At 69.9% G+C, this 22,659-nt stretch carries 18 protein-coding genes; 8 read left to right on the forward strand and 10 right to left on the reverse strand.

The annotated features are described in order from the left end of the window. The 8 genes from ACSQ86_RS11440 to ACSQ86_RS11475 all read right to left on the reverse strand — a co-directional run bounded on the left by ACSQ86_RS11440 (window position 1) and on the right by ACSQ86_RS11475 (window position 11,557). On the reverse strand, window positions 1-2,385 hold the full coding sequence (locus ACSQ86_RS11440) for a penicillin acylase family protein (protein WP_436308863.1): 2,385 nt from the start codon (window positions 2,383-2,385) through the stop codon (window positions 1-3). A 102-nt stretch (window positions 2,386-2,487) separates the two neighbouring features. Continuing rightward, entirely contained in the window at window positions 2,488-4,041 is a 1,554-nt protein-coding gene (locus ACSQ86_RS11445) for a phospholipase D family protein (RefSeq protein WP_436303712.1), read from the reverse strand. Next, a complete protein-coding gene (locus ACSQ86_RS11450) occupies window positions 4,041-4,685 on the reverse strand; it encodes a CDP-alcohol phosphatidyltransferase family protein (RefSeq protein WP_436308864.1) in 645 nt (214 codons plus the stop codon). Before ACSQ86_RS11450 ends, ACSQ86_RS11445 begins: the two co-directional genes overlap by 1 nt. Before the next feature lie 34 nt (window positions 4,686-4,719). Continuing rightward, entirely contained in the window at window positions 4,720-5,535 is an 816-nt protein-coding gene (locus ACSQ86_RS11455) for a glutamine amidotransferase (RefSeq protein ID WP_093109305.1), read from the reverse strand. 8 nt (window positions 5,536-5,543) lie between these two features. Then, a complete protein-coding gene (locus ACSQ86_RS11460) occupies window positions 5,544-6,968 on the reverse strand; it encodes a GTPase/DUF3482 domain-containing protein (protein ID WP_436308865.1) in 1,425 nt (474 codons plus the stop codon). Next, window positions 6,965-8,344 (reverse strand): DUF2868 domain-containing protein, encoded by a 1,380-nt coding sequence (locus tag ACSQ86_RS11465; protein WP_436308866.1) that lies wholly within the window; start codon window positions 8,342-8,344, stop codon window positions 6,965-6,967. The genes ACSQ86_RS11460 and ACSQ86_RS11465 overlap by 4 nt, the downstream gene beginning before the upstream one ends. A 315-nt stretch (window positions 8,345-8,659) precedes the next feature. Continuing rightward, window positions 8,660-10,552, reverse strand: a complete 1,893-nt coding sequence (locus ACSQ86_RS11470) for an ABC transporter ATP-binding protein (protein ID WP_436308867.1) — start codon at window positions 10,550-10,552, stop codon at window positions 8,660-8,662. A 117-nt stretch (window positions 10,553-10,669) separates the two neighbouring features. Continuing rightward, window positions 10,670-11,557: a LysR family transcriptional regulator gene (locus ACSQ86_RS11475; RefSeq protein WP_436303718.1), complete on the reverse strand. Its 888-nt coding sequence runs from the start codon at window positions 11,555-11,557 to the stop codon at window positions 10,670-10,672. A 79-nt stretch (window positions 11,558-11,636) separates the two neighbouring features. On the opposite strand from ACSQ86_RS11475, the gene ACSQ86_RS11480 reads away from it, so the two are divergent. After that, complete coding sequence (locus ACSQ86_RS11480) at window positions 11,637-12,461, forward strand: DODA-type extradiol aromatic ring-opening family dioxygenase (RefSeq protein ID WP_093109302.1); 825 nt, start codon at window positions 11,637-11,639, stop codon at window positions 12,459-12,461. Between the two features lie 22 nt (window positions 12,462-12,483). Further along, entirely contained in the window at window positions 12,484-13,353 is an 870-nt protein-coding gene (locus ACSQ86_RS11485; protein ID WP_436308868.1) for an alpha/beta fold hydrolase, read from the forward strand. Window position 13,354: 1 nt separating this feature from the next. On the opposite strand, the gene ACSQ86_RS11490 is transcribed toward ACSQ86_RS11485, so the two are convergent. Together ACSQ86_RS11490 and ACSQ86_RS11495 are read right to left on the reverse strand one after the other, a co-directional pair. Continuing rightward, on the reverse strand, window positions 13,355-14,374 hold the full coding sequence (locus tag ACSQ86_RS11490; RefSeq protein WP_436303721.1) for a Bug family tripartite tricarboxylate transporter substrate binding protein: 1,020 nt from the start codon (window positions 14,372-14,374) through the stop codon (window positions 13,355-13,357). Between the two features lie 38 nt (window positions 14,375-14,412). Next, window positions 14,413-15,405, reverse strand: coding sequence for a Bug family tripartite tricarboxylate transporter substrate binding protein (locus tag ACSQ86_RS11495; RefSeq protein WP_436303722.1), 993 nt, complete (start codon window positions 15,403-15,405; stop codon window positions 14,413-14,415). Between the two features lie 151 nt (window positions 15,406-15,556). On the opposite strand from ACSQ86_RS11495, the gene ACSQ86_RS11500 reads away from it, so the two are divergent. The 6 genes from ACSQ86_RS11500 to ACSQ86_RS11525 all read left to right on the forward strand — a co-directional run bounded on the left by ACSQ86_RS11500 (window position 15,557) and on the right by ACSQ86_RS11525 (window position 22,596). Further along, window positions 15,557-17,008: an FAD-dependent oxidoreductase gene (locus tag ACSQ86_RS11500; protein ID WP_436308869.1), complete on the forward strand. Its 1,452-nt coding sequence runs from the start codon at window positions 15,557-15,559 to the stop codon at window positions 17,006-17,008. Between the two features lie 59 nt (window positions 17,009-17,067). Then, the gene (locus ACSQ86_RS11505; RefSeq protein ID WP_436308870.1) at window positions 17,068-17,898 is read left to right on the forward strand and encodes an IclR family transcriptional regulator; all 831 of its coding nucleotides are present in this window, start codon (window positions 17,068-17,070) and stop codon (window positions 17,896-17,898) included. A 12-nt stretch (window positions 17,899-17,910) separates the two neighbouring features. Then, entirely contained in the window at window positions 17,911-19,206 is a 1,296-nt protein-coding gene (locus ACSQ86_RS11510; protein WP_436303724.1) for an aconitase X, read from the forward strand. Beyond that, complete coding sequence (locus ACSQ86_RS11515) at window positions 19,203-19,658, forward strand: aconitase X swivel domain-containing protein (RefSeq protein ID WP_093109296.1); 456 nt, start codon at window positions 19,203-19,205, stop codon at window positions 19,656-19,658. Before ACSQ86_RS11510 ends, ACSQ86_RS11515 begins: the two co-directional genes overlap by 4 nt. Then, window positions 19,655-21,355 (forward strand): dihydroxy-acid dehydratase, encoded by a 1,701-nt coding sequence (locus ACSQ86_RS11520; protein WP_436308871.1) that lies wholly within the window; start codon window positions 19,655-19,657, stop codon window positions 21,353-21,355. The genes ACSQ86_RS11515 and ACSQ86_RS11520 overlap by 4 nt, the downstream gene beginning before the upstream one ends. Before the next feature lie 116 nt (window positions 21,356-21,471). After that, window positions 21,472-22,596 (forward strand): porin, encoded by a 1,125-nt coding sequence (locus tag ACSQ86_RS11525; protein WP_436303726.1) that lies wholly within the window; start codon window positions 21,472-21,474, stop codon window positions 22,594-22,596. Window positions 22,597-22,659: the final 63 nt, after the last annotated feature.

Below are 22,659 nucleotides of genomic sequence, written 5' to 3' on the forward strand. Positions count from 1 at the left end.
TCAATAGGCGAGTCGGAGGGGGGCGCCCACGCGCTGCGCCTCGATGTCGGCGCGGTGGAAGGGCAGCGGATGCCATTGCTTGGCGGCGAACAGCGGCAACTGGTCGTAGGCGCGCGACGATGCGGGGTCGCTGCTCTGGCCGTAGGTCAGTATGGCCTGTGCCACCGGCCCGCGCTGGTCGAAGCCCACCACCTGCATGTAGCTGCTGCCGTAGTTGATGTTGTAGCCCTTGGGATCGATCAGCGACTGGCCCTGGCTCTCCACCTTGTTGAGCACGCCCTCGAACTCGTCGCCGCCGTGGATCGCGACCTTCTGGCCGCGCACCGTGCGGGTCTGCACTTCGGCCAGCGGCACGTCGGCCGCGAAGCCGGCGGTGCGCACGATGGCGACCGCGTCGCCCAGCGCCTTGAAGACGGCCTCGCGCGTGGCCGGCGTGGCCATGTCGAGGCCGGCCGGTGTCGCGACTGGACGGGTCGGGTCGAAGGGCACGCGCCAGACCTTCGGCACGTCCTTGGCCTTGCGCCAGAACTCGCGGAACAGCGGCGCGCCCTTCGATGCGCCGTTGCTGGTGCGGTCCCAGGCTGCGAGCACGCGGCAGCCGAGCGCCTGGTCCGGCGTGAGCGCCGAGGCGCCGGCGTTGCAGGCCGCCACCAGGTCATCGGCGACCAGCATGCCGGCCAGGTTGCGGTCGCGGAAGATCACGCTCCGCAGCTCGGCCGCGCCCATCTTGTCGCCCCGCAGGCCGTCGTTGCCGGCCAGCCGGGCTTCGATTTCCATGATCCCGCTGCGCGTGCGCAGCCGCTGCGGCGTGCCGGTGAAGCCAACCAGCGGCGAGATGCCGGCGGGCGCTTCGATGTGCGGGTTGCTGAGCCAGAAGCTGTCGTTGCTGTTCTGCACCCAGTCCGGCGTCACGACGACCGGCATGCGCGCCGGAGCGGTCACGCCGGGCATCGCGGCTGCGGCGTCGCGGTTCCAGGCGCAGGCCGAGCGCGAGCCGTCGAGCACCGGCAGGCCGGCGGCGTTGAGCAGCGCGGCGGCACGGGGTGAGGGCGCGCAGGCCTTCAGCATTTCGGCCGACACGTCGGGCACCACCGAGAGATCGGCGTACATCGCATTGCCCTCGCGGTCGGCCGCGATGGTGTTGATCCACGGCATGCCCTGGTTGCCCATCGCGGCGCGCAGTTCGCCGACGTTGCGCGCCAGCGCCATCTGCATCCAGCTCTGGGCCGAGCGCACGTTCTGCGTGTTGGCGTCGCGGATCGCGTAGGCGGTGGTGGCGGTCCAGCCGAGGCCGGCGCGCGGCAGCGAGACGACCGGGCCCCATTCGGTGCCGTAGAAAGTCTTCGGCGGTGCCGGGCCGCCCACGGCGGGCAGGCTGACGTTCCTGGTCGTCATCTTCTTGCGCTGGCCGTCGACGATGTAGACCGTGGGGTCGGCCGGGTCGAGCTTGAGTTCATACAGCGTGAAGCGCTTGCCGGTGGAGACCGTGTGCGTCCAGGCCACGTCCTTGTTGAAGCCGATCGCGACCACCGGGCTCAGTCCGCCGGTGGCGCCCATCACGTCGAGCTGGCCGGGGATGGTGAGGTGCATCTCCCAGAAGCGGTTGGTGCCGGCCCACGGGAAATGCGGATTGCCCAGCACCAGGCCGCGGCCGTCGGGCGTGGCGTTGCGGCCGAAGGCCCAGCCGTTGGAGCCGAGCTCGCCGCCCTCGGGGTTCGCATTGAAGCTGTGGCGGCCGATCTCCGCGACCGCCTGCTGCAGCGCGACCGGCTCTGCGGCGTTCCGCGTTCCCGGCGCGGGCGGCGCTGCCGCGAGCACCGCGCCGGCCAGCGCGCCGATGCCGCCCTGGATCATCGACATCTCGGTGGTGCGCGACAGGTCGGCCAGCGACATCGGCCGTACCCAGGGCTTGTTGCGGCAGGCTTCGGGCAGGCCGTTCGGGCCCGCATCCTGCAGGTAGCGGTTGTAGCCGGCCACGTAGCCGCGCAGCGAGGCCTTGACGTCCTCGTTGTTGGCGGCGGCGGCACGCGCCAGCGCGGCGTCGTCCATGTGGGCGCGCACGAACAGGTCGATCTGCGTGTTCGGCAGCCGGCCCAGGCCGAGTTCGCCGGTGGCCTGCGCGCCCAGGAACTGCGCGCGCTCGCCGCGCACGGTGAGCAGATGCTCGGCGGTCTGGCACACGTTGTCCTGCGCATGCGCGTAGGCCACGCCGTAGGCGATGCCTTCGTAGTCCGGCGCAGTGATGTGCGCGATGCCGTAGGTGGTGCGTTCGATCGTCACGCTGCGCGAGCCCGGCGCAGGGTTGCTCGAGCAAGCCGCGAGCAAGGCGGCGAAGGCCAGGGCGATCGCGCTCGGTGCAAACCGGGAAGATGTCGTGATTGTCATGGTCGAGGCCTTGCAGTGAAAACGAAGCTGTCGATTACAGGTTGCCGCTTGCAGGTGACGATTGCGTGATAACCCGGGTGAGCTGTCGCCGACGAGCCAGCGCTACAGCAGCCACTCGATCGGCAGGATCGAGAGGAAGTCGATCCACAGGCGCCGCATGGCGCCGGCGCCCGGCTCCGTCGTGTAGCGGGTTTCGCCCGCCGGGCCGCGGTCGATCCACTCCATGCCGCGTCCGTCGGCCGGCAGGCGCACCTCGTAGGCGAGCGTCGGAACGACATTGTCGATCTCAACGGCCAGCCGCTCGGCGAGCACGGGGCTGTCGATCACGACGCCCATCTCGGTATTGAGGTGCACCGAGCGCGGATCCAGATTGAGCGAGCCGACGAAGATGCGGCTGCGGTCCACCGCGAATGTCTTGGCATGCAGGCTCGCGGCCGAACTTCCGCCTGGGTTCTGGCGCTTCTCCTCCTCCGGACGCGGCGGCGCAGCGGCGCTCGGCTTGAGCTCGTAGAGCACGGCACCGCCGACGAGCAGCTCTTTGCGGTAGCGGGCGTAGCCTGCATGGACCGCGCCCACGTCGGTCGCGGCCAACGAGTTGGTCAGGATGCGCACCTTCACGCCCCGTGCGGCGAGCGCGGCCAGCTCGCGCGTGCCGCCGGCGCCGGGCACGAAGTAGGGCGACACCAGGTCGAGCTCGCGCTTCGGCTCACCCATGGCCTCCTTGAGCAGGGGGAACATGAGCTGCTCTTCCTGCCCCGCCGCCGACTGCACCTTGGCGGGCACATCGCTCACCACGCGCGCATCGGCCCACTCGAAGGGCAGGCGGCGCTCGGCCACCTCGCGCATCAGCGGCGTCTGGCGCACGGCTTCGAGGTAACGCTGCGTCTCGGCTTGCTGCCGCAGCTGCGCCCACTGCTCGCGCAGCCGCGCTGCGGCATCCGCAGGCGCCGACGGCAGCAGGCTCGCGACCGGATAAGCAGCCTCGCTGTTCCAGTACAGGTCGAACTCGCGCGAGACCTCGCGCACCACCGGCCCGATCGCGATCACGTCCAGGTCCTGAAAGCCGAGCTGCAGATCGGCGCCGTAGTACTCGTCGCCCACGTTGCGCCCGCCGACGATCGCGACCTGGTTGTCCGCCGTGAAGGACTTGTTGTGCATGCGGCGGTTGACGCGCGAGAAGTCAAGCGCGAAGTCGCCGACCCGGAAGCCGCGATTCGCGAAGGGATTGAAGAGCCGGACCTCGATGTTCGGATGCGCATCGAGCGCGGCGAGGGTGGCGTCGAGTCCGCTGGTGTTGTTGTCGTCGAGCAAGAGGCGCACGCGAACGCCGCGCTCGGCCGCCTTGCACGCGGCCTCGAACAGCAGCTGGCCGGTGGTGTCGCCGCGCCAGATGTAGTACTGCAGATCGAGGCTGCGCTCCGCGGCCTGGGCCAGCACCACGCGGGCCGCGAAAGCTTCCTGCGCGGCGACCAGCGGCAGGATGCCCGACTTGCCCGCATGCGTCGCCAGCTCCGGCGCGAGCGCCTGGCCGAGGCGGGTGCCGGCGGTGTCGGCGAGTGCCACCGACTCGCTGCGCTCGACACGGTCGGGCAGGCTGGCGCAGCCCGAGAGAGCCAGTCCCAGCGCGACGCAAGCGACAACGCGGGCGGCGCGCATCACAGCTTGGGAATGCGCAGCGTCTTGCTGATCATCAACGTGCCCGAGAGCGCGAACAGCAGCGTCAGCGGATGCAGGGCCCAGGGGCCGAGCATCCACACGCCGCCCCAGACCGCGTCGCCGATGCGGCCCTGCCAGGCGGCCCAGGCGAGCACGCCCACCAGCACCACGCTGGTCGGGATCGGCGTGCCCTCGAAGTACTTGACCTTGTCGGCGCCGGCCGAGAGCGCTTCGGCCGTGACGTTGTAGCGCGCCAGGCGGCTCACGCCGCAGCCGACGAAATAGATCAGGATCACGCAATCCCAGCCGCCGTCGAGCCCGGCGGCGAAGGCCAGCGCGGCGGGCGCCACGCCGAAGGAGATCACGTCGGCCAGCGAGTCGAGCTCGCGGCCGAGCGCCGATTGGGTTTGCCGCCAGCGCGCGATGCGGCCGTCGAAGACGTCGAACACGAAGGCGGCGGGCGCCAGCGCCGCGGCCCAGAGGAACTGCGCGAGCGACTGGCTCGCCACATAGGCCATCGAAAGGAACACGACGCCGACGCCGCAGGCCGCGTTGCCGAGCGTGAACGCGTCGGCGAGGTGGAAGCCGCGGATCATCGAGAAATGCTTGCGGGCCCGTGCGACGACGGGTGGGGTGGTGGCCATGGCTGTTCTTTCGAAGGGAAAGCTGCGCTGCACCTTAGCGCAACTGCGGGGGGCTTTCTGTAGTCGCAATCCGATGCCGGGCCCCGCGTTCAGCCGGGCCGGGCGTGCGCACTCCGGCGTCATGTTCTTCCGCGATGTGGGCGAAGCGGCCGAGCAGTTGCGCCGCCGTCGCGGTGCCGGCGACGCGCTCGCGCAGCGCGGCCGGGTCGATGCCATTTGCCTGCAGCTCGCCGGCCATGCAGTCGATGTAGCCGCGCATGACCTCGGCATCGAATTCGGGATGGAACTGCACGCCCCAGGCGCGCAGCCTGACGCGGAAGGCCTGGTGAGGTTCGAAGGCGTTGCCTGCGAGCAGCACGGCGCCTTCGGGCAGCCGCAGCGCGCGTTGCCAATGCACCTCCTGCGCGTCGAAGCGCGCGGGCAGCCCCTGCAGCAACGGGTCGTCCTTTGCCGTGTCGGCCAGCGCGATCTCGACGGTGCCGATTTCCAGGCCGCCCGGGTGATTGCCGGCCTCGCCGCCCAGCGCATGCGCCAGCAACTGGTGGCCGAAACAGATGCCCAGGACCGGCGTGCCGTGAGCGACCAGTTGCGCCATCCAGGCGCCGGTGGCTTCGCTCCAGGGCTCGCGGTGCGAGACCATCGCATGCGAGCCGGTCACGATCGCGCCCGAGATCTGTTCGGGCGGCGGCAGCGTGTCGCCGCGGCGCGGATCGAGCACCATGATCGGCAGCCGGGTGGCGCCGAGGCCGGCCGCCACCCAGTGCTCGAAGTCGCCACGGGCTTCGCGCAGCGCGTCGAAGGTCTCGCCGAGCTTGATGATCGCGAGGGGTCGGGGGCAGGTGTCTTCCATCTCCCGGATCATGCCGCAGTCTCGAGCGCTTCGATGGCGGCCGCGGCGTGCTCGGCCACCCGCGCCACCACGTCCTGGCGTTGCGGCGCCTCGCGCCAGCGCAGGCGGGCGCTGCTTTCCCAGTCGGGGTGGCTGCGTGCCGGCTGCGCGGCGCGCACGAGCTCGGCCAGGGGGCGCTGGGCGGCTTCGGTACTGCTCGCGGCCGCGCCGGCGGCGATGCGGTCGACGGCCGCATGGCCGCGCTGCTCCAACGCGCGCAAAAGCTTGAGCTGCCAGCTTGCGATCACGAACAGCACGCGGTCTTCCACCGTGAGCTCGTGCACGTCGCGCAGCTTGTTGGCGAGCTTGCGGCCCAGCGGCCCCAGGCCTTGCGAGACCGCGCCGCCGATGGCGCCGCCGAGCGCTGCGCCCGCACCCAGCGAGAGGCCATGGAGCGCCAGGTCGGCCACCACGCCGACGGCGGCACCAACGGCCACGCCTTTGCCGAGCAGGACGCTGGCGTCCTTCAGCGCCTCGGGGTGGAAGAAGTCCATGGTCCAGCGGCCTTCGACCATCGGCAGCGGCGCCTCGTCGGCATCGCCCTCGCGGAAACCGTAGAGCGCGAGCAGGTCGTCCGCACATCGCTGCGCCTTGTCGAACACGTCTTTCTGCAGCGCGGCGATCAGGCGCTGGCGGCTGCTTTCGACGGCGAATTCGACGGCCGATACGCTGCGGCGCATCGCGGCCGCATCGACCAGCAGCTCGGCGACGCGCATCGTCGCCGCCCGACGCCGCTGGGCGAACTCGGCTTCGAGATAAGCGGCCACGCCGTCGAGCTGTGCGCGCCGGTCGCGCAAGAGCGTCGCGAGGTCGCGGTAGAGCTCGCGCTCGGCGCCGACGAAGGGCGCGGCTGCATCGAAGCGCACTACCACGTGCAGGCCGTAGGCCGAGAGCAGTTCTTTCCAGGCGGCCTCGCGAGTCGCCGCATCGCGCACGAAGTTGAGCACCGGCAGCACCGGCCGCGCGCAAGCGTTGAGGAGCTCGATCTCGGCGCGGAACTTGGGCAGCACCGGCTCGCGCGCATCGATCACCAGGAAGGCGGCATCGACCTCCAGCAGTGCCCGCAGCACCTTGGCCTCCTGCTCGAAGACGCCGTGCGCCTCGGGACCCTGGAGGAAGCGGCGCACGCGCTCGGGCGGCGTGAGGTCCTTGTCGTCGAAGGCGGCCAGATGTTCGCGCAGCGCGACCGCGTCTTCCAGGCCCGGCGTGTCGAGAAAGCGCACCGCGGCGCGGCCGCTCACCTGAAGCTCGACGGCTTCGACATGGCGCGTGGTGCCGGGCTGCTGCGACACCTCGCCGAAATTCACGCGCCGCGTCAGCGTGCGTAGCAGCGAGGTCTTGCCTGCGTTGGTATGGCCGACGACGGCGATGCGGATGGGCTCCGTCGTCGTCATGCCCATCCGCGCAACGCGGCCTCCGGTGCGTCGCTGGCGACGATGCCTTCCAGGCCGGCATCGGCCAGCCAGGCATGCCAGCGCTGACGCGTCGCTTGCGCATCGCCGCCGAGCAGCCACAGCCGGCACTCGCTGCTGAGCGAGGCCACCTCGCGCAGGAAGCGCTCGGTGCCGCGGTCCGGGCTGGAAGCCGCGTTGCAGCCGACCAGCACGCGCCGCGGCCGCAGCCGGGCCAGTGTGTCGAGCAGTTCGCGCCGCGCGCTCGCGCTGCCGTCGATGCGCAACACTTGCGCGCCCGCCGCAGCGAGCGCGGCCGGCGGCCAGGGCAGCTCGTCCGGCAGTTCGAAGCCGATGGCCATCAGCGTGTCGGCGGTCTCGCCCGCGACCAGTCCGGTAGCAGCGCCATGCGGCAGGCGGCCAGGATCAGCATCCACGATCTGCCGCGGCGCCATCGCTTCGAAGCGCGCCAGCAGCCGGCGGTAGTAGGGCTGCGAAAGATCCGGCGCAAGCGCCTTCTTGCGCGCCTGCCAGACCAGCGCGCAGAGCAGCGCGAAGAAAAGGCGCGGTAGCAGCCCGTAGACCACGATGCAGCCGGTGAGCCACAGCGCCCAGGCGCGCTGGCCGGCCGCGGCGGCGAGCGGCGAAAGCACGGTCTGCGCGTCCGGCACCGGAAAGCCCAGCCAGGCCGGCGCCGCCCCGAGCAGCTGCACGCCGCGCACGAAGAAGGCCGGGTCGAGGATGGTCGTCTCCCAACTCAGCGTGTAGTTGCGGAAGGCCAGCGCGAAGAGCAGGACGGCGAGCATCACCGCGAAGGAGAGCGACCAGATCGCGTGGCTCGCGAAGCCCAGCGCCCAGGGCAGGAGGCGCGCGCGCGCCAGGAGGCGCGTGGCCGCGCGCAGCAGGATCGGCGTTTGGCCGCGCTTGCCGCCGGCAACGCGGGCCGTGAGCGCCAGCCACAGCCAGCCGAAGGAGGCGTTGAAAGAGCCCAGCGGCACCAACAATCCGAAGAGCCACAGCAGCAGGGTCAAGAGGTGCAGGCCCAGCAGGCTGGCGAGCGCCACCACCACGTTGATGCTGCGCGCGCTGCCGCCGACCACGCTGCCGGCGAGCGTGAGGCCGCCCGCGACGATCAGCGCCACCAGCGCCAGCAGCACCCAGGGAGCCCAGGCGCGGGCGCGTTCCAGTTCGTTCAGCAGGCCGATGCGCTGCCCGAGGAGGCGTGCGCGTTCGATGATCCGGCCACAGCCGTCGGAGCGTAGCGCCATGGCCTCGCGCACTGCCTGCGCGTCGTCGAGCGGGCCCGCCTCTTCGACCAGTTGCAAGGCCTCGGCGATCGTCGCATCCTGGAAATCAAAGCGCTGCGCTGCGGGGTTCAACGGCTTCCTTCAAAGAGAGCGCGAAATTATGCCCGGCGCCCCCCGGCCGCTCGCTCATGAAAAACGGGGCCGCGATGGCCCCGGATCCGCGCCGAAAGGACGCGGAAAAAGCAACGGTGTGTTTATCTCAGCGAAGGCCGAAGAAGGAGAGCACGGCGACCACGACCACGACCAGCCCAACGATGTAGATGATGGAATTCACGGCGAGGACTCCTCTTGTTGAAGACGATTCCAGGGTGACAGGCACAGGATTTCAAGCTGTAGTCGGCTGTCTTCGCGCACTGTAGGACTCGCCGGAAAGCCTTTGGCCTTCTTTTACTCGTCGTCACCATCTCCCAGGAAGCCGCCGCTCTGATGCGCCCACAGCCGCGCATAGAGCCCGCCCTGCGCCAGCAGCGTGCGGTGGTCGCCCTGTTCGACCACGCGGCCCTCGTCGAGCACGATCAGCCGGTCCATGGCCGCGATGGTCGAGAGCCGGTGCGCGATCGCGATCACGGTCTTGCCTTCCATCAGGCGGTACAGGCTGGCCTGGATCGCGGCCTCGACCTCGGAGTCGAGCGCGCTGGTGGCTTCGTCGAGCAGCAGGATCGGCGCGTCCTTCAGCATCACGCGCGCAATCGCGACGCGCTGGCGCTGGCCGCCCGACAGCTTGACGCCGCGCTCGCCCACGTGCGCCTCGTAGCCGCGGCGGCCGTTCGGGTCGCCCAGCGTCTGGATGAAGTCGTGCGCCTCGGCGCGTTCGGCCGCCGCGCGGATCGCCTCCGCGCTCGCGTCGGGCCGGCCGTAGGCAATGTTGTCGGCCACCGAGCGGTGCATCAGCGAGGTGTCCTGCGTGACCATGCCGATGTGCGTGCGCAGCGAATCCTGCGTCACGTGCGCGATGTCCTGGCCGTCGATCAGGATGCGGCCGCTTTCGAGATCGTGGAAGCGCAGCAGCAGGTTCACCAGCGTCGACTTGCCGGCGCCCGAACGGCCGACCAGGCCGATCTTCTCGCCGGGCGCGACGGTGAGCGTGAGGTCGTCGATCACGCGGCGGCCGCCGTCGGCGTAGCGGAAGCTCGCATGATCGAAGCGCACTTCGCCACGTGGCACGGCAAGCACGGCGGCATCGGGCGCATCGAGCACGGTGCGCGGGCGCGACAGCGTCTTCATGCCGTCCTGCACCGTGCCGATGTTCTCGAACAGGCTGGTCATCTCCCACATGATCCAGTGCGACATGCCTTGCAGCCGCAGCGCCATCGCGGTCGCCGCGGCCACCGCGCCGACGCCGACCGCGCCCTGCGACCACAGCCAGAGGCCCGTGCCTGCCATGCCGGCAGTCAGGCCCATGCTGAGCGTGTGGTTGGCGATCTCGAAGGCGCTCACCAGCCGCATCTGGCCGTAGCCGGTGATCATGAATTCCTTCATCGCCGCGCGCGCGAAGCCGGCCTCGCGCTGGGTGTGCGAGAACAGCTTGACGGTGGCGATGTTGGTGTAGGCATCGGTCACGCGCCCGGTCATCATGGCGCGCGCATCGGCCTGCGCCTTGCCGATCTCGCCGAGCCGAGGCACGAAGAAGACGAGCGTGGCGATGTAGAGCAGGAGCCAGATCACGAAGGGCAGCATCAGCTGCGGGTCGAGCACGGCCGCGAGCACGATCATGGTCGCGACGTAGACGCCCATGGCCACCAGCACGTCGGCCAGCACGAACACGGTCTCGCGCACCGCCAGCGCGGTCTGCATCACCTTGGCCGTGATGCGGCCCGCGAACTCGTCCTGGTAGAAGGCCATGCTCTGGCCCAGCATCAGGCGGTGGAAGTTCCAGCGCAGCCGCATCGGCAGGTTGACTGCCAGCGTCTGGTGCTTGACCACGGTCTGCAGCGCCACCACCGCGATGCTGGCGACCAGGGCCGCGCCCAGCCACATCAGCGTGTCGCCGCGCTCTTCCCACAGCCGGGCCGGCACCTGGCCGCCGAGCCAGTCGACGATGCGCCCGAGCATCGCGAACAGCAGCGCCTCGAAGGCCGACATCGCGGCCGTGAACAGCGCCATGGCGAGGATCTTGCCGCGCAGGCCTTCGGTGCAGGCCCAGAGAAAGGCGAAGAAGCCGAGTGGCGGCAGCGCGGGTTCGGCGGGGGGATAGGGATGGAGCAGTTTTTCGAAGTAGCGGAACAAGGCGGGCTGTCTCCAGTGAGGCGCCACTGTAACGGCGGGCAGGTGCTTGTGCATGCGCAAGGCCTATGGGAGTGCCATGGGTGCGGAGGCGGGCGGTGTGCCCTGCGCCGGCCGACGTCACCCGGCCCTTCGGGCTTCCCTGAGCTGCTCGCGCCAGGCCAGAGCGAACGCCTATCGCCCCGACAAGCGCTCTCCCAGAAAGTCGATGAAGCTGCGCATCTTGGGCGCCATGTACTGGCGGCTGGTGTAGACGGCGAACAGCGTCACCGCCGGCGCGGTGTAGTCGGGCACCAGGCGCACCAGCCGTCCGGCAGCCAGGTCGTCATCGATGAGCCACTCGGGCAGAAAGGACATGCCCATCCCCGCGCGCACCGCATGCAGTGTGAGCGTGGTGTCGTCGGACTTCATCACCGGTTGCAGCCTGAGCGGCACCTGCCGCCCGCCCGGCCCCTTGAGCGCGAGCCCTTCGATATTGACGTAGCTCGGCACGATGGCGCCGAGCTTCGCCAGGTCGGCCGGCACGGCAGGTACGCCGGCGCGCGCGAGGTAGTCGGCCGCGGCGACCAGGTGGAACTGCAGGCGGCACAGCGGTCGCGCGATGAGCGCCGGCGAGGGCTCCTGCGTCGCGCGCAGCGCGAGGTCGTAGCCGTCGGCCGCGAGATCGACCTTGCGGTTTTCCAGGTGCATGTCGACCAGCACTTCCGCAAAGCGCTCGCGGTAATCGGCCAGCACGCGGGCAATGCGCGGCGTGGCGCACCACACGGGCGCGCTGACCTTGAGCTGGCCGCGCGGCGCCTCGTTCTTCTGGCCGATCGCGGCCTCGGCCGCATCGAGCAGGTCGAGCGCGCGCCGGCTCTGCTCGTACCAGGCCTGGCCCGCTTCGGTCAGGCTCAGATGCCGGCTCGAGCGATGCAGCAGGCGCGCGCCGAGCGACTTCTCGAGCTGCGCCACGTGCTTGCTGGCCATCGGCGCCGAGACGCCCAGGCGCTCGGCCGCGGCGACGAAGCTGCCCGATTCGACGACGTCGCGAAACACGCGCAGGCTGGTCAGCCGGTCCATGGTTGATTTCCTGCAGAGAAACGATTCGATGAATCCTAGCCTATCGATTTCTCGAAGGGAAATCTCTAGACTGGCACTCATGACCACGCAAACCCTTCCCACCTATTTCATCTCCCACGGCGGCGGCCCCTGGCCGTGGATGAAGAAGGAAATGGGCGATGCCTATGCCCAGCTCGAAGCCGCGCTGGCCGACATGCCGCGCCAGATCGGCCGCCGGCCCGACGCCATCCTGATGATCTCGGCGCACTGGGAAGCGCCGGCGTTCACCGTGATGGGCAACCCCAAGCCGCCCATGATCTACGACTACGGCGGCTTCCCCGAGCACACCTACCACGTGCATTACGACGCGCCCGGTTCGCCCGAGCTCGCGCGCCGCGTGCAGGGGCTGATCGAGGCCGCCGGGCTGCCCGCGAGCCTGGATCCGGAACGCGGCTTCGACCACGGCATGTTCTCGCCGATGGCCGCGATCTATCCGAAGGCAGACGTGCCGGTGGTGCAGCTGTCGCTCAAGCGCGGCCTCGATCCGGCCGAGCACCTGGCGCTGGGCCGGGCGCTCGCGCCGCTGCGCAACGAGAACGTGCTGATCGTCGGCAGCGGCCTGAGCTATCACAACCTGCGCAACTTCGGTCCGCAGGCGCATGAGCCGTCGAAGGCCTTCGACGACTGGCTGGCCGCGACCGTGGATGCGGCGCCGGCGCAGCGGGCCGAGCGCCTGCTCGACTGGTCGCAGGCGCCCGCGGCCCGCATTGCGCATCCGCGCGAAGAGCACCTGATCCCGCTGATGGTCGCGGTCGGCGCCGCCGAGCAGGACACCGGCAAGCGCATCTACCACGAGGACGCCTTCATGGGCGGCATCGCGGTGTCGAGCTACCGCTTCGGTGCGGCGGCCGGCGACGCGGCTTGATCGACGCCGGCACAATGTGCCGGTGCCAGATCTCCACACTTTCGACCCCGTGGCCGATGCCCAGGCGCATCGGCTGATTGCGCGCACCGACGCGCTGTCCGTTCATCACGATGCCTTGCACGACGGCCTGCGCGTGCGCTGGCGCCGCTTCGGCGACGGCCCGCCGCTGGTGCTGCTGCATGGCGGTCATGGCAGCTGGATGCACTGGCTGCGCAATATCGAGGCGCTGTCGGCCGCGCACACGCTGTGGCTGCCCGACATGCCGGGCTTCAACGACTCTGACACGCCGCCGCGGCCCGCGCCGGGCCAGGAGGCCTTGGGGCCCTCGCTCGATGCAATGGTCGCCACGCTCGACAGCCTGATCGGCGCGCAGACCGAGATCGACCTCGGTGGCTTCTCCTTCGGCGGCCTGGTGGCGGCGAAGTTCGCACTCCGGCGCGGCGGCATCCGGCGCCTGGCCCTGATGGGCAGCGGCGGGCACGGAACGATGCGTCGCATGACGGTCGACATGATCAACTGGCGCGCCGCCAAGGACCGCGAGGAAGAGCGCGCTGCGCTGTTGCACAACCTCGGCGCGCTGATGCTGCACGAGCCCTCGGCCATCGATGCGCTGGCCTTCGCCATCCATGACGTGTCCTGCCACGGCACGCGCTTTCGCAGCAAGGAAGTCTCGATGGCGGGCGGGCTGCAGGCCGCGCTCGACGCGCTCGGCGGGCCGCAATTGCTGGTCTGGGGCGAACACGACGTGACGGCCGATTCGCGGCCGCTGGTTGTGCAGCTCACGGCCGGCCATCCTCAGCGCGAGGGCGCGGTGGTCGACGGCGCGGGCCATTGGGTGCAGTACGAGCGCGCGGCCGAGGTGAATGCGCTGCTGCTGCGCTTCTTTGCCTGAGTTACTGCTTCGTCAGCCCCAGCCTGCGAATGATGTCGCCCCACTGGTCGTAAGTCGTGCGCGTGAGTTCGGCCAGCTGCTGCGGGCTCGAGGCCTCGGCTTCGTAGGCCCCCTGGCGGAAGAACTCGCGCGTGGCGGGCATGGCCAGCACCTGCGTCAATGCCGCGTTGAGGCGGGCCACGACCGGCCCGGGCATGCGCGCCGGGCCGTAGAAGCCGAGCCAGCTCGCCATGTCCAGGCCGCGCACGCCCTGTTCCGTCATGGTAGGTACGTCGGGCAGCATCGGGCTGCGGCGCGGTGCGGCCACGGCCAGCATCCGGACCTTGCCCGTTGCCGCGTTCTGGATGGCATTGGGCGCGGCGTCGAAGTAGTACTGCACGCGACCCGCCAGGAAATCCTTCGCCGCATCGGCGCCGCCCTTGTAGGGCACGTGCACCACGTCCAGTCCGGCCTGGCGCGCGAAGGCCTCGCCGTAGATGTGCGAGGAGGTGCCGGTGCCGAAGGAGGCATAGCCCAGCTTGCCGGGATTGGCCTTGATGTAGGCGACGAGTTCCTGCACGTTCTTCGCCGGCACGCTGGCATGCACGGTCAGCACCAGCGGTCCGCGCGCGCCGAGCGAGATCGGCGTCAGGTCCATGAAGGGGTCGTAGCGAACCTGCGCCAGCGTCTGCGGGTTCTGCGCCACCACGGAAGAGGGCGCGTACATCAGCGTGTAGCCGTCGGGCGCGGCGCGGATCACTTCCTCGGTGGCCAGGATGAAGCTGGCGCCGGGCCGGTTCTCCACGATCACCGGCGTCTGCAGTACCTCGGTGAGCTTGCTGGCGACGAAGCGCGCCTGTGCGTCCGATGCGCCGCCCGCGGCCAGGCCGAGCACGATGCGGATGGTTCTTCCTTTTTCCGGGAACGCCGGTGTCTGGGCCAGCGCGGCGAAGGCGCCCGCGCCCGCCAGCCATGCGAGGACCCGGCGGCGCGCGATGCCGGCGCATTGGAGCCCCCTTGGCGCTGCGCGCCTTCCCGCCAAGCGGGAGCGAGCTTGCTTGGGGCGGCCCGGCGCGGCGCTCATTGCTTCGCGAGCCCCACCTGCCGGACCATGTCGCCCCAGCGCTCGTAGGTGGCGCGCGTGATGCTGGCGAACTCGGCGGGCGTGGTGGCGCCGGCCTCGTAGCCGCCGGTGCGGTAGAAGTCACGCACCTGCGGCATGGCCAGCACCTGCGTCAGCGCCGCGTTGAGCCTAGCGACCACCGGCGCCGGCATCTGCGCCGGTCCGTAGAAGCCGAGCCAGCTCGGCAGGTCGAGCCCGGCCACGCCCTGCTCGGCCAGGGTCGGGACATCCGGCAAGGCCGCGATGCGCGCTGCCGCTGCGACGGCGAGGATCTTCACCTTGCCGGTGCCGGAAGTGATGACCGCCGACGAGGCCGAGTCGAACATGTACTGCACGCGGCCGCCGATCAGGTCCTTCGCCGCGTCCGAGCCGCCCTTGTAGGGAATGTGCACCGCGTCCAGCCCGGTCTTCTGGACGAAGGCCTCGCCATAGATGTGCGAGGAGGTGCCGGCGCCGAAGGAGGCATAGCTCACCGTGCCCGGACGCGCCTTGACGTAGGCCACCAGCTCGCGCACGTTGTTCACCGGCACGCTGCTGCTCACCGAGAGCACCAGCGGGCCGCGGCCGCCCATCGAGATCGGCGTGAAGTCCTTGAAGGGGTCGTAGGGCACCTGCGACAGCGTGTGCGGGTTCTGCGCCATGGTCGACGAGGGCGCGTAGAGCAGGGTGTGGCCGTCGGGCAGGGCGCGCGCGACTTCGCTGGCGGCCAACATGGTGCTGGCGCCGGGCTTGTTGTCGACGATCACGCTGGTGCCCAGCAGCTCGCCGAGCTTCTGCGCCACGATGCGCGCCTGCGCATCGGTGCCGCCGCCGGCGGTGAAGCCGACCACGATGCGGATCGGCTTGCCCTTGGCCGGGAAGTCCTGCGCCATGGCCAGCGGCGCCAGGCCCAGCAGCGCGATGCCGGCCAGCACGATCCCGGCACGGCGGGCGCTGAGGAACGCGTCCATGCTTGTCTCCTTGTTCAATTAATCCGTTAAACGGACTATCGACTCATTAATATTGAATCATCGACGGGGTATACCCGTATTCACGATCTTTAATGTTTGTTAAATGATCTGTATGTCCAAAATACGACGCGCCATCCAAGCATCTGAATCCATGAAAACTGTGGTCCGCACCGACGAGCGCATCTTGAGCTCCGACATCTTCGATCGCGACAAGCGCATCCAGCGGCCCGACCACGGCATGTGGGCGGAGCCCGGCAAGAACATTCCGATCTACCACCGCTGCGGCGTGCTGGTCGTCGGCGGCGGACCTTCGGGCACGGCGGCGGCGGCCGCAGCGGCCAAACAGGGCGCCGATGTCGCGCTGCTCGAGCGCTACAACCACCTGGGCGGTCTTTCCACCGGCGGCCTCGTGATCTGGATCGACCGCATGACCGACTGGGAAGGCCAACTCGTGATCCGCGGCTTCGCGGAAGAGCTGTTTGACCGCCTGCCGGCCGACGCGGTCGCCGGCCCCTCGCGCGGCGACTGGGGCTCGCAGGACACCGCGAAGGCCGCGCACTGGTCGCAGCGCACGGCCGCCTACCACGGCGTCGTCACCTGGTCGCCGACCATCGATCCCGAGCGGCTCAAGCTCTTGTCGCAGGAGATCGTGCTGGAGCGCAAGGTCAAGCTCATCTACCACTCGTGGGCGGCGGTGCCGATCGTGCAGGACGGCGCGGTCAAGGGCGTGGTGTTCGAGAGCAAGGAAGGGCGCATGGCCATCATGGCCGACGTGGTGGTCGACGCCACCGGCGACGGCGACCTGTTCGCGCGCGCCGGCGCGGCCTACGTCAACGACATCGAGGAGGCCGATGTCCACCATTGCATGAACACCTCGTGGCTGTTCGGCGGCGTCGACATGGACCGCTGGATCGAATTCAAGGCCGGCCAGCCCGAGCAGTTCACCGCCTTCATGGCGCGCGGGCGCGAGCAGCTCGGCCTGTTCGAGAGGCCCTTCGTCTCGTGGCGCAACGACATCGCGCTCTTCATGGGGCCGCGCCAGTCGGGCTACTCGGCGCTCGACGTCGACGACCTGACGGCCGTGGAGGTGCGCTCGCACCGCGCGATGGCCGCGCACCTCGACTACTTCCGCGCCCATGCGCCGGGCTTCGAGGGTGCCTACATGATGCTGAGCGCGCCGCAGATCGGCGTGCGCCATGCGCGGCGCCTGAGCGGCGCGGGTTCGGTGCTGCGCAGCCAGTGGCCCGAGGGCCGGGCGCTGGCCGACGAGGTGGGCGTGTCGCCGGCCGTGTCGCCCAAGTTCCCCAACATCTCGATCCCCTACGGCGCCCTGGTGCCGCAACAGCTCGACGGCCTGCTCGCCTGTGGCCGCCACATCTCCTGCGACCGCAACTCGCACGGCTTCATGCGCGAGATTCCGCAGTGCTGGATCACGGGCCAGGCCGCGGGCGTGGCGGCCGCGCTCGCATCGCGGGCCGGCATCGCGCCGCGGGCCGTGCCTGTCGATGCGCTGCAAGCGGCCTTGCTGAACCAGGGCGTCTACCTGCGCGGTGCCGCGGCCGAGAGCGCAGCGGCGTCGTCGCCGCAAGCGGCCGTCGCCTGAGTCCGCCGGCCATGAACCCGAGCGCATCTACATTGGAGACTCTTACCAAGGGTTCTTCCATGCCAGCAGCAGACCGCAACGACAACTCCCTCAACGCCTCCGAGCGCGCCGACCGCTCGGACACCGTCAGCGCACTGGAGCGCGGCATCTCGGTGCTGCGCTGCTTCAGCGAAGAGCGGCCGGTGCTGGGCTATGCCGAAGTCGCACGCATCACCGGCATCCCGCGGCCGACCGTCAACCGCCTGGTCGCGACGCTGCTCGCGATGGGCATGCTCAAGGTGGCGCAGCCGGCCGATCGCTTCATGCTCGGGCCGGGCGTGGTGTCGCTGGCGCGCGTGTTCCTCGGCAGTCTCGACGTTCGCGCCGCCGCGCGGCCCAGCATGCAGGCGCTGGCCGAAGAGGTGGGCGCATCGGTCTACCTGGCGGTGCGCGACGGCATGGAGATGGTGTTGATCGAGGCCTGCCGGCCCCGCTCGTCGATGCTCTCGGCCCGGCTCGACGTCGGTTCGCGCGCGCCGCTGCCCAATTCGGCGCTGGGCCGGGCCTACCTGTCGGCGCTGCCCGAGGCGCAGCGCACGCAGCTGCTGGATTCGATGCGCTTGCTGCGCGGCCCGGAGTGGGACAGCATGGCGCCCAACATGATGCGCGCGATCGACGAGGCCAAGCGGCTCGGCTACTGCCTGTCGCTCGGCGAGTTCCACCGCGAGATCAACTCGGTCTCGGTGCCTCTCACCGGGCCGGGCGACGAGATCATGGCGCTCAACGCCGGCGGCGCGGCCTTCGTCTTCAGCGAAGACCGGCTGCGCAACGAGATCGCGCCGCGCCTGCACGACATTGCGCTGTCCATCGCGCGCGACATCGGCGGCCACGTGCCGGTGCCCAAACCCTAGGAGACACAGGCCATGCACCTGAGCGATGAAGAGAAAGCCATGCGGGACGGCCGCGACGGCCCCGCCGTGCAGAAGGCGATGGACCTCTTGATGCGCTACGGCGAAGCGCTCGGCGCCGAGCGCCTGGTCGAAACGCACAACGTCTGCGCCACCATCACCTCGACCACGCCCTTCCAGCGCGACTTCGCGCTGGAGCGAGGCGGCGGCATGGACGCGGTGTTCTCCGAGTTCAGCCTCGATAGCCAGGAGGTGGTGGCGATCCCGAAGTTCAAGACCTTCACCAGCCACCTGCAGCTCGGCTTCGATCCGGGGCAGCCCGAGCGCATGGGCGTGAGCGAGGCGATCGTCGAGTTCTACGCCAAGAGCGAACGCCACGCCGCCGGCCTCGGCGCGCAGATCATGAACACCTGCACGCCCTACCAGGTCGGCAACATCCCGACGCGCGGCGAGCATTGCGCGTGGATGGAGTCGTCGGCGGTGGTGTATTGCAACTCCGTGCTGGGCGCACGCACCAACACCGAAGGCCGCGAAAGCACCGGCGCCGCGATGCTGACCGGCCGCATTCCCTACTGGGGCTACCACCTCGACGAGCACCGCCGCGCCACGCACGTGGTGGAGCTCGACATCGAGGTCGAGTCGGTCGAGGACTGGGGCCTGCTCGGCTACTACATGGGTGACCTCGTGCAGGAGCGCGTGCCGGTGGTCCACAGCCGGCGCGGCATCGGCCGGGTGCCGAACCTGCCGCGGCTCAAGCATTTCGGTGCGGCGGCCTCGTCCTCGGGCGGCGTCGAGATGTACCACATCGTCGGCATCACGCCCGAGGCGCTGACGCTGGAGCAGGCGCTCGGCGGCAAGGCGCCGGTCGAGGTGCTGCGCTACGGCGAGGCCGAGCGCCGCGCCACCTACGAGAAGATCAACGCCACCGGCCGCGATGCCGAGGTCCAGTACGTGATGCTGGGCTGCCCGCACTACACGATCGAGCAGATCTGGGAGGCCGCGCAGCTGATCGAGGGCCGCAAGGTGCACGGGAACTGCGAACTCTGGATCTTCACGCCGCGCGCCATCAAGTCGCTGGCCGACCGCAACGGCTACACCAAGATCATCGAGGACGCGGGCGGCATCCTCATGTCCGACAGCTGCTCGGCCATGAGCCGCGCCGTGCCCAAGGGCACGAAGACCGTGGCACTCGACTCGGCCAAGCAGGCCCACTATCTGCCCGCCATCCTCGGCGTCGAGGCCTGGTTCGGCAGCACGGCGCAGTGCATCGACGCCGCCTGCACCGGGCGCTGGAACGGGAGCCACGCATGAACGCGGTCGTTGCCGAAGAGACTTTGTTGACCTTGCGTGGCCGCAAGGTTGTGGGCGGCGTCGCGGAGGGCGAGGCCCTGGTCACGCGCGAGCGCATCTCGGGCTGGGGCGGCATCGATCCGCGCACCGGCACCGTCATCGAGACGCGGCACGAACTGCGCGGCCGGTCCTTCGCCGGCAAGGTACTGGTGTTTCCGGGCGCCAAGGGGTCCTCGGGCTGGTCGGCGATGTTCCATGTCGCGCGGCTGATGGGCATGGCGCCAGCCGCGATGCTGTTCAACGAGATGACCACCAAGATCGCGTTGGGCGCGGTGGTCACGCACGCGCCTTCGCTGACCGATTTCGACCGCGACCCGCTCGACTGCATAGCGACCGGCGACTGGGTGCGCGTCGATGCCGAACGCGGCATCGTCGAAGTCACGAAGAAGAACACGACCGGAGACCACGCATGACACGCCCCCTGCGCAGCAACTTCCCGCGCGGCTCCTACCTCTGGTCGGTGCGCAACGCGCACTGGCGCGCGCTCGGCATTCCCGAGGAAGACTGCGAGAAGCCGAAGATCGCGATCGTCAACAGCTCGTCCGAGCTCGCGGCCTGCTTCAGCCATCTCGACCAGGTGGCGGCCGAGATCAAGACCGCTATCCGCGCGGCCGGCGGCGTGCCCTTCGAGATCCGCACCGCGGCGCCGAGCGACTTCATCACCGGCGCCGGCGCGCGCGGCGCCTACATGCTGGCCGCGCGCGACCTGGTGACCAATGACATCGAGGTGGCGGTCGAGGGCGCGCAGCTCGACGGCATGGTCTGCCTCACCTCCTGCGACAAGACTGTGCCGGGCCAGCTCATGGCCGCCGCGCGCCTGAACATCCCGACGCTGCTGGTGCCCTGCGGCTACCAGCCCAGCGGCGAGTACCGCGGCCGGCACATGGACATTGAGGAAGTGTTCATCGGTGCGATGCATGCGGTCACCGGCAAGCTGCCGGTGGAAGAGCTGGTCGGCATGAGCCGCGAGGCGATCCGCGGACCCGGCGTGTGCTCGGGCCTGGGCACCGCGAACTCGATGCACATCGTTTGCGAGGCGCTTGGCATGGCCCTGCCCGGCAGCGCGCCGGTGGCGGCGCTGAGCCCGAAGATGATGGCCGACGTACGCGCCGCGGGCACGCGCATCGTGCAGATGGTGTGGGACGACCTCAAGCCGCGCGACATCCTGAGGCCCGGCGCTTTTGCCAACGCGGTGCGCGCGGTGCTGGCCGTCGGCGGCTCGCTCAACACGGCCAAGCATCTGCAGGCGGTGGCGACCGAAGGACAGTGCGGTGTCGACGTCTACGGCCTGTTCGAGCGTCTCGGCCCGACGACGCCGGTGCTCGCCGGCGTGCGGCCGATCGGCGAGCACAGCATCGAACAGTTCGAGGCCGCGGGTGGCTGTCGCGCATTGATGAAGCAGCTCGAGCCGCTGCTCGACGCCGCTGCGTTGACGGTGACCGGCGACACGGTCGCGCACAACCTGCGGCGTGCCGAGGTGGCGGATGCGGAGGTGATCCGTCCCATCGAACGCCCGGTCGCACCGCTTCCGGCCATCGTGCTGCTGCGTGGCAACCTGGCACCCGAATCGGGGCTCATCAAGACCGGCATCACCCCGCGCAAGGTGCGCCGCTTCACCGGCCCGGCCGTGTGCTTCTGGAGCGCGGACGCGGCCATTGCGGCGCTGAAGCGGGGCAGCATCCGCCCCGGCCAGGTGGTGGTGATGCGCGGTGCCGGCGCCTGCGGCGGGCCCGCGATGGGCGGCGGCGCCTCGCGGGTGGTGTTCGCGATCGATGGTGCCGGGCTGGGCGACGAGGTCGCGCTGCTGACCGACGGCCATCTCTCGGGCCTGGTCTGCAAGGGGCTGGTGGTGGCCGAGGTATCGCCGGAGGCAGCGCTGGGCGGTCCGCTGGGGCTGCTGCGCGACGGCGACACGATCACCATCGACCTCGACGAGCGCCGCCTCGACGTCGACCTGAGCGACGCGCAGCTGCAGGCGCGCCGCGCCGACTGGCAGGCACCGGCGCCGATGCACGACACCGGCTGGCTGCAGCAATACCGGCGCAACGTGGGCGCACTCTCGCAAGGCGCAGTGCTGGTGCGCTGCGAACCTCTGAAGCCCACGGGCTAGACCCCGGCCCATCCCACGGTTCACAGGCCTGGCGCGGACGGACACGTCCGCACCCGGCGGCGCAGCCATGCCTGCCCTTCGAGTTTTCAACAAAGAGAAAAGCAGGAGACACAAAGATGAAGAGACTGTTGCTGTGGTCGGCCGTCGGGCTGGCCGGTACCGCGGCCCATGCGCAATCCAGCGTCACGGTGTTCGGCGTGATGGACCTGGGCGTTCAGCGCAGTACATCGGGCGGCGTTTCGCTGACTTCGCTGTCGAACGGCGGGCTTTCTACCAGCCGGCTGGGCTTTCGCGGCCAGGAAGATCTCGGCGGCGGGCTGGCCGCGGGCTTCTGGCTCGAAGGCAGCCTCAACCCCGACACCGGAACGGGCCGCGCAAGCAACACCAACAACCAGGCCAGCGGCGCCGGGATCGCGGGCCTGCTGACCTTCGACCGCATGTCCTACGTCAGCCTCTCGTCCAGCGACTGGGGCGAAGTGCGGCTGGGCCGCGACTTCATTCCCACTCACTACAACAGCATCTACTTCGATCCCTTCAACGCCAACGGCGTGGCCCGCGCGGGCAACCTCACCTTCGCGGGAACGGGCACGGGTCCGCTGCCCACCACCATTGCCGGCAGCAACACGGTGAGCTACTGGCTGCCGAGATCGCTCGGCGGCTTCTACGGCATGGCGATGGCGGGGATGGGGGAGAACACGCAGCCGGCGCCGAACGAGCACGACGGCAACTTCGCCGGTGCGCGCATCGGCTTCGCGTCCGGGCCCTTCGACGTCGCGGCGGCGGTGACGCGCACCAGCGCGCTCACCACGGCCACCATGGGCAAGTACACGCATGCCAACGTCGGCGGATCGTGGGACCTCGGCTTCGCGAAACTCTTCGTGCTCTACAACGCCGTGACGGTGAAGCTGGCCGCCGGCGCGGTGCACAAGAACACGGCGGAGATCGGCGCCCACATCCCGGTGGGCGGCGTCGGACGCATCCGTCTGAGCTACGCCCGCCTCGACGACCGCAGCGACGACACCTTGCGCAATGCCGACCGCTCCGCGCAAAGCGGCAACGATGCACGGCAGTTCGGCCTGGGCTATGTGCACACGCTGTCCAAACGCACGGCGCTCTATGGCACCTACGCGCGCCTGACGAACAAGGGACTGGGGCGCTACGTGGTCAGCGGCGCGCCGGCCGCGCTGATTCCGGGACGCCGCTCTTCGGGGCTGGAGTTCGGCGTGCGGCATCTTTTCTGAAACTAGGGCCTGTTAACACATGAATCACCTCCGCGTGGGGCCCCAGAGAGGGCCCAATCTAGG

The sequence above is a fragment of the Variovorax sp. LjRoot130 genome (assembly GCF_964253755.1).
Taxonomy (GTDB): domain Bacteria; phylum Pseudomonadota; class Gammaproteobacteria; order Burkholderiales; family Burkholderiaceae_C; genus Variovorax.